Here is a 12,208-nt window from a genome sequence, read left to right on the forward strand (position 1 = left end):
TTCACCAACAACATCCCCACTCGATGTCGTACGGAGCCTTGTCCATGCTGAAACCCGTCCTGTCCGCGAAGTGCCGCCGCGCGCTGCGCGATCGTACCGTTCCCGCCGTTGCGCTCACCCTGATTGCCGCGAGCATCGGCGCGCAAGCCGCCCGGAGCGACAACGGCGACGCCAGCCGTTTCGTGCCGGGCTTCCTGGTGCTGAGCCGCAGCGTCTACGACAACGTGTCGAGCAACGTGCAGACCGGCGCGATCCTGCCGCCGAACTGCGCGAAGACCACCGGCGGTTGCGGTGCGGCTTCCGGCGCGCCGAACGACGGCACCTATCCGTATGTGTGGAACAACGTCCGCTACGACGGCAACTTCGGCATCACGTCGCGCATCTTCCTCGACCAGATCACGCCGGCGGGCGGCGTCGTCAGCACGCTCGAAGTGCCGAACAGCGTCCAGAATGGCTTCGCTCACGATCAACTCGTGACGAGCTTCAGCTCGAAGTCGGAACTCGGGCTGCACTTGTCCGCCGACGGCAACTACCTGACGTTCATGGGCTATGTCGCGCCGGTCAACGCGATCGACGTGTCGAACTCGAACACGCCGGCCGCCGTCGACACGACCAACCCGGACGGGCAGACCTTCTATCGCGCGATCGCACGCGTCGATCGTCACGGGCATTTCCGCTTCACCGAGACGAATGCGTACAGCGGCAACAACGGCCGCGCGGCGATCCTGAACAACAGCAGCGGGCAGGAGATCTATTACACGTCCGGCAACGCCGGCAATGGCGCGAACCCGCAGCCCGACAACGTGATCCTCGGCGCGGGCGCGCAGTTCATCGACGGCGCGAAGCAGCACGAAGCGCAGCAGACGCCGGGCGTGCCGATGCCGCTCGCGAGCTTCTCGGTCACGGAACTCGGCGCGAAGGCCGACAAGATCGGCAAGGACGACAACTTCCGCGGGATCACGGTGCACGACAACGTCGTGTACTACACGAAGGGCAGCGGCAGCAACGGCGTGAACACCGTCTACTTCGTCGACACAACCGGCACCGCGTGCCCGTCGGGCATCGGTGTGCCGTCGCCGAAAGCCGCGCTGCCGACGGCGCCGCTCGCGTACACCGCGGCGTCGCTGCAGACGACCAGTCTGCCGAACAACATGTGCGTGCTGGCCGGCTTCCCGTCGACGCCGAACAAGACCGCGACGACGCTGTCCTATCCGTTCGGGATGTGGTTCGCCGACGCGAACACGCTATACGTCGCGGACGAAGGCGACGGCTACACGGGCGGCCAGGACCTGTACTCGCATGCGGCCGCGCAGACGGGCGCCGGCCTGCAGAAGTGGGTGTACGACGCATCGACGAAGCAATGGAAGCTCGCGTACACGCTGCAGAACGGGCTGAATCTCGGCCAGCCGTATTCGGTCGCGGGCTACCCGATGGGCAACAACGCGGCGACGGGGCTGCCGTGGGCGCCGGCGACGGACGGCCTGCGCAACCTGACAGGCCGCGTCGAACCCGACGGCACGGTGACGATCTGGGCGGTCACGTCGACGGTCAGCGGCGACGGCGATGTCGGCGCCGATCCGAACCGGCTGGTCGCGGTGCGCGACGTGTTGCGCAACACGAGCGCGGCAACCGCTGCGCACGAGCAGTTCGCCGTGCTGCGGATTGCGAAGTTTGCGGAAGTGCTGCGCGGCATCGAGTTCGCGCCGGGCACGCAGACGGGCCGGTCGCACTGACGCAGCCGCTTCCCGGTTGATGCCGGGCCCAAGGCGGGCGCGCTGCCGCACCGCGCATCATCAAAGCGCTTCGACCAGCAACCGGTTGCTCTTCTCGCAATACTCGTGACACGCGGCCCGCGCGGCGATCGACGCGCCGTGCACGAACTTCGGCGCGTCGGCGCGGCGTGACATCGACACGACGATCGAAGGCGGCGACGGTTGCAGCGGCAACTCGACGACTTCGCCGCTTTCGATCAGCGCATCGACGAACAGCACCGGAATCGCGGCGACGCCGAAGCCGTCGCGCACCAGTTGCACGATCACCGAGATCGACGGCGAGCCGGTGATGCGCGTCTCCGACAGCGGCACGCCATGTGCGTGCGCGAGTGTGCGCACGATGTCCTCGAGCGCGCGGTGGGGCGCGGTGCCGCGCCCATAGGTCAGGATCGGCTGGCGCAGCACCTGCCGAGCGAGGCCGGTGCGCGCGTTCGGCAGCAGCCCTGTGCGCGCGATCCAGCGCACCGGATAGTTCGCGAGCGCGTCGCAGACGACCGACGCCTCGTCGCTGCCTTCCACGCGAATGATCAAATCGAGCTCGCCGGCCATCAGCCGGCGCTGCAGCACGACGCTTACGTCGACGGTCAGGTCGATTTCCAGTTGCGGATAATCGGCCGCGAGGCGGCGCAGGTAGTGCGGCAGCCAGCTGTGCACGACCGTCTCGATCACGCCGAGCCGCAGCTTGCCGCGCAGCGCGCTCTCGCCGGCCGCGGCGGCCTGCAGCTCGTGCGTCGCTTCGACGACGGCCTTCGCATAGCCGAGCAGATACTCGCCGTTCGGCGTGAGCCGGAATTCGCGGCTGTCGCGATCGACGAGCACGGTGTGCAATTCGTCCTCGAGCGCCTTCAGGCGCTGCGAGATCGCGGCCGGCGTCGCGTGCAGCGCGGCGGCCGTCGTGCGGAAGTTGCGCAGCTTAGCGAGCGTGACGAAAGTTTCGAGGAAACGCGTGTTCATGGCGATCGGACGGATGGGGCACGCGCAGCTTGCCGGTGAAGAAAAGTGAACGAGATCGGGGATAACCCGAAGATCCGTTAAGAAATTCTATACACGCGGCGCAAAAAAACTCGTTGGCGACAAAATTTTTTCTTTTCTATTCTTCGCCGTATCCGCTGACGCAACCGCGTCACCCCGACGACATCACGACCCGCCAACGACCAACATGACGCCTTCCGAATTCCGCCAGTCCGTGCGCAGCGGCGCCTTCCGCAACCCGACCGCCGGCCAGTGCGGCCCCTTCGCGCAAGCGAATCTCGCGATCCTGCCGAATGCGTACGCGCACGATTTCCTGCGCTTCTGTCAGGCGAATCCGAAGGCATGCCCGCTGCTGGGCGTCGGCGAACCGGGTGCGTTCCGGCTCGACGTGCTCGGCGAGGATCTCGACATCCGCACCGACGTGCCGAGCTACAACGTATACCGGGACGGCCGGCTGACCGAGCGTGTCGATTCGCTCGAAGCGCTATGGCGCGACGATTTCGTCGTGTTCGCGATCGGCTGCTCGTTCTCGTTCGAGGACATGCTGGTGCGCGAAGGCATCGGGCTTCGCCACATCGAAGAGGGTCGCAACGTGCCGATGTACCGGACGACGATCCCGAACCGCCGCGCGGGGATCTTCGGCGGCCAGTTGGTCGTGTCGATGCGGCCGCTGCGCGGCGCCGATGCGATCCGCGCGGTGCAGATCACGAGCCGGTTCCCGGGCGTGCACGGCGCGCCGATTCATATCGGCCATCCTGAAGCACTTGGCATCGCCGATCTCGGCACACCCGATTTCGGCGATGCGGTGACGGTGCGCGACGGCGAGCTGCCCGTGTTCTGGGCGTGCGGCGTGACGCCGCAAACCGCATTGATGGAAGCGAAGCTGCCGCTCGCGATCGCGCATACGCCCGGTTACATGCTGATGACCGACATCACGAACGCGTCGCTGGCCGTGTTCTGATCCGATCCGCCGGCAGCCCGCGCGCTCGCCGGTCCGGCCCCGTCGCGGCAGCGTGCCGCGACCGCAGACGATCCGCCCGGCCGGAGGGCGGCGCACATCCGTGGCCCGCCGGCCGCGCGCCCGGCACACGGGCATGCACGAGACGACACGACCGATTTTGACCGCGCATATCGACAGGAGCATCACCATGGAAAGCAAGACCCTCGCGGCGCCCGCCGCCGACCCCGCGGGCCCCGCACGCAACGGCCTGTTCGGATGGTATGCGGACGCGCAGCCGCGCGAGCGCCGCGCATTCTGGAGCTGCAAGGTCGGCTACATGCTCGACGGAATGGACACGCAGATGCTGTCGTTCGTGATCCCGACGCTCGTCGCGACCTGGGGCATCTCGCTCGCGGACGCCGGCTTCATCGGCACGATGACGCTGCTCGCGTCGGCGCTCGGCGGCTGGATCGCGGGCATCCTGTCCGACCGCATCGGCCGTGTGCGCACGTTGCAGCTGACCGTGCTGTGGTTCGCGGTGTTCACCGCGCTGTGCGGGCTTGCCCAGAACTATCACCAGCTGCTCGCGGCGCGCGCGCTGATGGGCTTCGGCTTCGGCGGCGAATGGACGGCCGGCGCGGTGCTGATCGGCGAAGTGATCCGCGCGCGGGATCGCGGCAAGGCGGTCGGGCTGGTGCAGTCGGGCTGGGCGATCGGCTGGGGGCTGTCGGCGGTGCTGTACGCGGTGTTGTTTTCGGTGTTGCCGGCCGAACAGGCGTGGCGGGGGCTGTTTCTCGTCGGCCTCGCGCCGGCGCTGCTGGTGGTCGTGATTCGCCGCTACGTGAAGGAGCCCGACGTCTTCGAGAAGGAAAAGGCCGCGCAGGCGAAAGTAGCCGACGCGCCGCGCCTCACCGAGATCTTCGCGCCGAAGCTGATCACGACGACGCTGCGCGCGGCGCTGCTGACGACCGGCGCGCAAGGCGGCTACTACGCGATCACGACGTGGCTGCCCACTTTCCTGAAGACCGAACGGCACCTGACCGTGATGGGCACCGGCGGTTATCTCGCGATGATCATCTTCGGCTCGTGGGTCGGCTACCTGACGAGCGCGTACCTGACCGACCGCCTCGGCCGCAAGCCGAACTTCATCCTGTTCGCGCTCGGCTCGATGGTGATCGCGTTCGCGTACACGTCGCTGAACCTGACCAACGCGTCGATGCTGTGGCTCGGCTTCCCGCTCGGGTTTTTCGCATCGGGCATCTTCTCGGGGATGGGCGCGTTCCTGACCGAGCTGTTTCCGACCCGCGTGCGCGGCTCCGGCCAGGGCTTCTGCTACAACGTGGGCCGCGCGATCGGCGCACTGTTCCCGTTCCTGATCGGCGCGCTGTCGAAGCAATACGGGCTTGGCATGAGCATCGGGATCTTTGCCGTCGCGGCCTACGGCGTGGTGATCGTCGCCGCGCTGACGCTGCCCGAGACGCGCGGCCGCGAGCTCGACGCGGCCTGAACGGGCGCCCGCCCGCCGCTTTTCACTCCCTTTTCATCGAAGCCGTCACGCGGCGCGCGACGCGCGCCGTGGGGCGGCGCTCGCCCTGAATTCAACGACGCATCGACTTCATCGCCATGACAGACCGACACACTTTCCCCGTTTCCTCCGACGCCGCCCGCTGGCAATTCTGGATCGACCGCGGCGGTACGTTCACCGATATCGTCGCGCGCCGGCCCGACGGCTCGCTCGTCACGCACAAGCTGCTGTCGGACAACCCCGAGCAATATCGCGATGCGGCCGTGGCCGGCATCCGCCATCTGCTCGGCCTCGCCGACGGCGAACCGATCACGCCCGAGCGCGTCGACATGGTGAAGATGGGTACGACGGTCGCGACCAACGCACTGCTGGAGCGCAAGGGCGAACGCACCGCCCTCGCGACGACGCACGGCTTTCGCGACGTGCTGCGCATTGCATATCAGAACCGGCCGCGCCTGTTCGATCTCGACATCGTGCTGCCCGATGCGCTGTACGAGACGGTCGTCGAGATCGACGAGCGGGTCGGCGCGCACGGCGACGTGGTCATGCCGCTCGACGTGCAGGGTGCCGAAGCGGCGCTGCGCCGCGTGTTCGACTCGGGCGTGCAGGCGCTCGCGATCGTGCTGATCCACGGCTATCGCTACACCGCGCACGAACGGATGCTGGCGGAACTCGCGCGCCGGATCGGCTTCACGCAGGTGTCCGTGTCGCACGAGGTATCGCCGCTGATGAAGATGGTGTCGCGCGGCGACACGACCGTCGTCGACGCGTACCTGTCGCCGATCCTGCGCCGCTACGTCGAGCAGGTCGCGCACGAGATGCCCGGCGTGAACCTGCAGTTCATGCAGAGCAGCGGCGGCCTCACGCGTGCCGACGCGTTCCAGGGCAAGGACGCGATCCTGTCCGGGCCGGCCGGCGGCATCGTCGGGATGGTGCGCGCCGCGCGCGCGGCCGGCTTCGACCAGGTGATCGGCTTCGACATGGGCGGCACGTCGACCGACGTGTCGCACTACAACGGCGAGTTCGAGCGCGTGTTCGAGACCCAGGTGGCCGGCGTGCGGATGCGTGCGCCGATGATGAGCATCCATACGGTCGCGGCCGGCGGCGGCTCGGTGCTCGGCTTCGACGGCGCACGGCTGCGCGTCGGGCCGGAATCGGCCGGCGCGAACCCGGGGCCGGCCGCCTACCGGCGCGGCGGTCCGCTGACGGTGACCGACTGTAACGTGATGCTCGGCAAGATCCAGCCCGATCATTTCCCGCGCGTGTTCGGCCCGCACGCGGACCAGCCGCTCGATCGCGACGGCGTGGTCGCGAAGTTCGAGGCGCTCGCCGACGAGATCCATGCGGCGACCGGGCGGCGCGACACGCCCGAGGCGCTGGCCGAGGGATTCCTGGAAATCGCGATCGGCAGCATGGCGAACGCGATCAAGAAGATCTCGGTGCAGCGCGGCCACGATGTGTCGCGCTACGTGCTGACGACGTTCGGCGGCGCGGGCGGCCAGCACGCGTGCGGCGTGGCCGACGCGCTCGGGATGACGCAGGTGTTCGCGCATCCGCTGGCGGGGGTGTTGTCCGCATACGGAATGGGGCTGGCCGACCAGACGGCGATGCGCGAGCGCGCGGTGGAAGCCGTGCTGTCGGACGCGTCGCTGCCGGCGCTGAACGAGGCGCTCGACCGCCTGGCCGACGAGGCGGTCGGCGCGCTGCTCGAACAGCACGTGCCGCCGGAGCGCATCGTGACCGAGCGGCGCGTGCACCTGCGCTACCAGGGCACCGATTCCGCGCTCGACGTGCCGGCCGGCAGCGTCGCCGCGATGCAGCAGGCGTTCGAAGCCGCGTATCGGCAGCGCTATGCGTTCCTGATGCCCGACACGCCGCTGGTGGCGGAGCTGGCGTCGGTCGAGGCGATCGGCCGCTCCGACGCGCCGGTGGAGATCGCGCCGCTCGCGCCGCGCGCCGACGGTGCGGCGCCGCATGCGCACGGCGCCGTGCGTTTCCATTCCGGCGGCCAGTGGCACGACGCGGCGCTCTACGTGCGCGACACGCTGCTCGCCGGCGACGCGATAGACGGGCCGGCGATCGTCGCCGAACAGAACGGCACGACCGTCGTCGAACCCGGCTGGCGCGCGCGGATGACCGCGCAGGGCAACCTCGTGCTCACGCGCACGACGCCGCTGCCGACGCGCCGCTCGCTCGGGACCGACGCCGATCCGGTGCGGCTCGAGATCTTCAACAACCTCTTCATGTCGATCGCCGAGCAGATGGGGCTGCGGCTGCAGAACACCGCGTACTCGGTGAACATCAAGGAACGGCTCGACTTCTCGTGCGCGATCTTCGACGGCGACGGCAACCTGATCGCGAACGCGCCGCACATGCCGGTGCACCTGGGCTCGATGGGCGAGAGCATCCGCACGGTGATCGAGCGCAATCGCGGCCGCATGCGCGACGGCGACGTGTTCATGCTGAACGACCCGTATCACGGCGGTACGCACCTGCCGGACGTGACCGTCATCACGCCGGTGTTCGCGGACGGCGCCGACGCGCCGCTCTTCTACGTCGGTTCGCGCGGCCATCACGCGGACATCGGCGGCACGACGCCGGGCTCGATGCCGCCCGATTCGCGGCACATCGACGAAGAGGGCGTGCTGATCGACAACTGGCAGCTCGTGTCGGCCGGCGCGCTGCGCGACGCCGACACGCGCGCACTGCTCGCATCGGGCCGCTATCCCGCGCGCAACGTCGAGCAGAACATGGCCGACCTGCGGGCGCAGATCGCCGCGAACCAGAAGGGCGTCGACGAGTTGCGGCGGATGGTTGCGCAGTTCGGCCGCGACGTCGTGCTCGCGTTCATGGGGCACGTGCAGGACAACGCGGAAGAAGCAGTGCGCCGCGTGATCGGCGCGCTGCAGGACGGCGCATACCGCTATCCGCTCGACAACGGCGCGGAGATCCGCGTCGCGATCCGCGTCGATCGCGCGGCGCGGCGTGCGGAGATCGATTTCACCGGCACGTCCGCGCAGCTCGACAACAACTTCAACGCGCCGAAGGCCGTCTGCATGGCCGCCGTGCTGTACGTGTTCCGCACGCTGGTCGGCGACGACATCCCGCTGAACGCCGGCTGCCTGAAGCCGCTGACGGTGATCGTGCCCGCACGCTCGATGCTCAATCCCGAATATCCGGCCGCGGTCGTGTCGGGCAATGTGGAGACGTCGTCGGCAATCACCAATGCACTGTATGGCGCGCTCGGCTGCGTCGCATCGAGCCAGGGCACGATGAACAACTTCACGTTCGGCAACGATCAATACCAGTACTACGAGACGATCGCCGGCGGCAGCGGCGCGGGCAACGGCTTCGCGGGCGTCGGCGCGGTGCAGACGCACATGACGAACTCGCGGCTGACCGATCCGGAAGTGCTCGAATGGCGTTACCCGGTGCGGCTCGACTCGCACCGGCTGCGCGCGGGGTCGGGCGGCGGCGGGCGCTGGCGCGGCGGCGACGGCGCGGTGCGGCGGATCCGCTTCCTCGAACCGATGACCGCGTCGATCCTGTCGAACAACCGGATCCATGCGCCGTTCGGCGCGGCGGGCGGCGAGGCGGGCGCGCTCGGCCGCAACACGATCGAGCGGGCGGACGGCACGGTCGAGCTGCTCGACCACATCGGCCGCGCGCAGATGGCGGCGGGCGACGTGTTCGTGGTCGAAACGCCGGGGGGCGGCGGCTACGGCGTGGCCGACTGAGTCGGGCGATCCGCACGAACCGCGCGGGAAGGCGCGACGACACGCGCGTCGGCGCGGCTCCCGCGCCACCCCGACCGGGCGATCGCACCGGTTCCGCCCGCGCTGCCGCGGCGTCGGCGCGCGGGCGATATATTCGCGCCAAAAGACCGGTGCGATATTGCAACGGAAGCGGGAATAAACGCGTGGATTCCCGTTCGAACGGAAAGGAAAAGCCCGTTACCGCGATTGCTGCATTGCGATCCGACCCCGCTGGCGTGCCGTTGCCGCACGTCGGTCCGGATGCCCTTCGATTCGTCTCAAATCCTTATCCCGCGCGGCTGCTGGCCAGTCCGGCGGGCCCCGCCCGGACCCGTGGCGACGGCTTGCGGGGTATGGCAGCGCATGAATTGCGGGGTATGGCAGCGCATGAAAAATCCCCGTTGCCAACCGAGTCCCGATTCCTTGACACCAAGTTCCAAATGTGAGTGCCAATCTTCATCGTCATTTGATAAGATGGGTCTCATCATTCGCTTGGAAAACCTGCGCGCGTCGAGCGCGAACGCCGGGTCGCATTAGTTGGAAACAAATACGGAACGAGGATCGCTGTCGCGGCCATCACGACTGCCTTGCCGGGTACGCGCGTTGCGTGGCCGGGGATCGGGGGCGGCCGTCTCGCCTCCGTCTACACTGTGCGTTTTTTCTGGATCGGGGCGTGTCCATGGATGACGAAAACGATAGCGCGGTGCTTGAGGCGCACGTCGGTACGCGCAGCCCCTGCTGGCGTCTCGGCAGCGACAGCAATGCACTCGAACTGGCCGCCGTTCGCGGCATGACCAACGTCGCGGTCGCGCTGACCGCCGAGCAGGCTGCGCGGGTTCGCGTGCTGACCGGCGTCACGTCGCACCTCGTGCTCGACATCACGCTGTTCGGCAATGCGATCAGCCTCCATCTGGTCGGCAGGAAGGTCGATACGAAAGACTGGGCCGGCACGGCCTCCGCCTATTCCGATACCGCGTCCGTCGCGAGCGATCTCGCGAACGGGCTCGCGTTCGCCGAGCAGGTCGTGTCCGAAGTGAATTCGCTCGTCGTGATTCTCGACCGCAACGGGATGGTGCAGCGCTTCAATCGCCTGTGCGAGGAAGTGACGGGCAAGCGCGAGGTCGACGTGGTCGGCCGCAGCGCATTCGAATTGTTCATGAGCCCCGAGCAGGGCGAACAGTCGCGCCACAACATCACCGGCTTCTTCGCGAGCAACCATTCGTTCGCGGTCGAGCGTTACATCAACACGGTCAACGGGCCGCGCCTGTTCCAGTTCCGCAACAAGTTCGTGCAGAGCGGCAGCGGCGTCGACGAGCAGTTCCTGATCTGCTCGGGCATCGACATCACCGAGGAGCGCAACGCGCAGCAGCGGCTCAGCGAACTCGCGAACACCGACATGCTGACGGGTTTGCCGAACCGGCATGCGATCAGCGAGCGCATCCGCGGGGCGCTCGCGATGGACCGCACCGACATGCGCGGGCAGGTCGGCATCCTGTTCCTCGATCTCGACAACTTCAAGCGCGTCAACGATCACTACGGCCACATTACCGGCGACCGCCTGTTGCAGGACGTGTCCGCGATCATCAGCGGCTGCCTGCCGTCCGGCGCGACGCTCGCGCGGCTCGGCGGAGACGAATTCCTGGTGCTGTTCGAACACGGCACGCGGCCGCTGCTCGAAGCGACCGCACAGATCATCCTCGAGCGGCTGCGCACGCCGATCCACCTCGGGCTGATGGAGGTGTACACGAGCTGCTCGATCGGCATTGCGATGTATCCGCAGCACGGCGATTCGCTCGAGACGCTGATCCGCAGCGCCGACACCGCGATGTACGTCGCGAAGGAAGAAGGCAAGCACACGTATCGCGTGTTCTCGCAGGAGATGAACCAGAAGGTCGCGAAGTACATGTGGCTCGACACGAACCTGCGCAAGGCGCTCGAGGATGAGCAGTTCGTGCTGCACTACCAGCCGGTCGTCGATATCGCGACCGGCGACGTGCACGGCGTCGAGGCGCTGATCCGCTGGCAGTCGCCCGATCGCGGGCTGGTCGCGCCGATCGAGTTCATCCGTTTCGCGGAGGAGTCGGGGCTGATCGCGCCGCTCGGGCGCTGGGTGATGCGCACCGCGGCCGCGCAGGCCGCTGCGTGGAAGGCGAAGGGGCTCGGCGTGCGGATCGCGGTGAACGTGTCCGCGCGGCAGTTGCAGGACATGAACATCGTCCACCAGTTCGCGTCGATTCTCGACGGCGCGGGACTCAAGCCGAGCCTGCTCGACATCGAGCTCACCGAAAGCAGCTTCATCGAGGACGAGGAATCGGCGCATCAGCTGATGAAGGAATTCCGCCAGCTCGGCGCGGAGATCCATCTCGACGATTTCGGCACCGGCTATTCGTCGCTGTCGCAGTTGTCGCGTCTGCCGCTCGATTCGATCAAGCTCGATCGCTCCTTCATTACCGGCATCGATCGCAATCCGCGCTCGCAGGCGCTGGTGCGCTCCGTCGTGTCGCTCGCGAAGGCGCTGAGTTTCTCGGTGGTCGCCGAAGGCGTCGAGACGCACGAGGAAGCCGAATTCCTGAAGCAGATCCACGTCGATCACGCGCAGGGCTACTACTTTGCGCGACCGATGCCGGCCCAGGCCTTCGAGGCGTGGCTCGCGGAGACGAGAAAGCTCAGGCTGATCGCCTGAGCATCCGGTTGCGGCGCGCCGCCGGCCACGCGGCGGCGCGCTTCGCTCACGTTACACCGTGCGCAGCTTCGACACGCGCCGGTTCTGCAGCATCACCAGGCGTTCCATGTACGCGAGATCCTTCGGCTCGATCGTGAACGCCGCGTGAACCCATTCCTCGGTGATGTCCATCAGCTCGGAGCGCGTGAGCTGGAACACGCGTTCGCGCGCGCGCAGCATCGCGCGAATGCCGTTCAGCTTCGGCTTCGTCACGTCGATGAAGGTACGCGTCGCGAGATACGCGTCGCCTGCTTCGAACGTCTGGTCGATCAGCCCCTGATCTTCGTACCACTCGGCCACATGCGCCTCGCCCGACGAGATCAGCGATTCCGCGAGCCCCCGGTTCGCCTTGCGCGCGACCAGCGAATAGCCGCCCATGCCCGGGAACAGGTTGAACGCGATCTCGGGAAAACCGAGCTTCACGCCCTTCTGCGCGAGGATGTAGTGGTGCGCGAGGGCGGCCTCGAAGCCGCCGCCCAGCGCGCTGCCCTCGACCATCGCGATCGAGATCGCCCCGGTGCC

General features: G+C 67.7%; 7 protein-coding genes. 5 read left to right on the forward strand and 2 right to left on the reverse strand.

Annotated elements, in window-relative coordinates:
• The first annotated feature begins 44 nt into the window (after positions 1–44).
• Complete coding sequence (locus DIE13_RS30805) at positions 45–1,733, forward strand: hypothetical protein (RefSeq protein ID WP_124830779.1); 1,689 nt, start codon at positions 45–47, stop codon at positions 1,731–1,733.
• A 60-nt stretch (positions 1,734–1,793) separates the two neighbouring features.
• On the opposite strand, the gene DIE13_RS30810 is transcribed toward DIE13_RS30805, so the two are convergent.
• A complete protein-coding gene (locus DIE13_RS30810; RefSeq protein ID WP_124830780.1) occupies positions 1,794–2,726 on the reverse strand; it encodes a LysR family transcriptional regulator in 933 nt (310 codons plus the stop codon).
• 205 nt (positions 2,727–2,931) lie between these two features.
• Here DIE13_RS30810 and DIE13_RS30820 point away from each other — a divergent pair, with 205 nt between their 5' ends.
• From DIE13_RS30820 to pdeR, 4 genes are all read left to right on the forward strand, one after another.
• A complete protein-coding gene (locus DIE13_RS30820) occupies positions 2,932–3,705 on the forward strand; it encodes a putative hydro-lyase (RefSeq protein ID WP_124830781.1) in 774 nt (257 codons plus the stop codon).
• Between the two features lie 187 nt (positions 3,706–3,892).
• On the forward strand, positions 3,893–5,191 hold the full coding sequence (locus tag DIE13_RS30825; protein WP_124830782.1) for an MFS transporter: 1,299 nt from the start codon (positions 3,893–3,895) through the stop codon (positions 5,189–5,191).
• A gap of 116 nt (positions 5,192–5,307) precedes the next feature.
• Positions 5,308–8,946, forward strand: coding sequence for a hydantoinase B/oxoprolinase family protein (locus DIE13_RS30830; RefSeq protein WP_124830783.1), 3,639 nt, complete (start codon positions 5,308–5,310; stop codon positions 8,944–8,946).
• 697 nt (positions 8,947–9,643) lie between these two features.
• On the forward strand, positions 9,644–11,647 hold the full coding sequence (gene pdeR, locus DIE13_RS30840) for a cyclic di-GMP phosphodiesterase (protein WP_124830784.1): 2,004 nt from the start codon (positions 9,644–9,646) through the stop codon (positions 11,645–11,647).
• Positions 11,648–11,698: 51 nt separating this feature from the next.
• Here the strand turns inward: pdeR and DIE13_RS30845 are convergent.
• Positions 11,699–12,208: crotonase/enoyl-CoA hydratase family protein (locus DIE13_RS30845; protein WP_260435148.1), on the reverse strand; the 510-nt coding region annotated here is incomplete at its 5' end.

The sequence above is a fragment of the Burkholderia sp. Bp9016 genome (genome assembly GCF_003857765.1).
Taxonomy (GTDB): Bacteria; Pseudomonadota; Gammaproteobacteria; order Burkholderiales; family Burkholderiaceae; genus Burkholderia.

Coding starts and splice junctions, on each gene's coding strand:
- DIE13_RS30810 (WP_124830780.1), bottom strand. CDS start 2,726: ATGAACACGCGTTTCCTCGAAACTTTCGTCACGCTCGCTAAGCTGCGC.
- DIE13_RS30825 (WP_124830782.1), top strand. CDS start 3,893: ATGGAAAGCAAGACCCTCGCGGCGCCCGCCGCCGACCCCGCGGGCCCC.
- DIE13_RS30820 (WP_124830781.1), top strand. CDS start 2,932: ATGACGCCTTCCGAATTCCGCCAGTCCGTGCGCAGCGGCGCCTTCCGC.
- DIE13_RS30805 (WP_124830779.1), top strand. CDS start 45: ATGCTGAAACCCGTCCTGTCCGCGAAGTGCCGCCGCGCGCTGCGCGAT.
- DIE13_RS30830 (WP_124830783.1), top strand. CDS start 5,308: ATGACAGACCGACACACTTTCCCCGTTTCCTCCGACGCCGCCCGCTGG.
- pdeR (WP_124830784.1), top strand. CDS start 9,644: ATGGATGACGAAAACGATAGCGCGGTGCTTGAGGCGCACGTCGGTACG.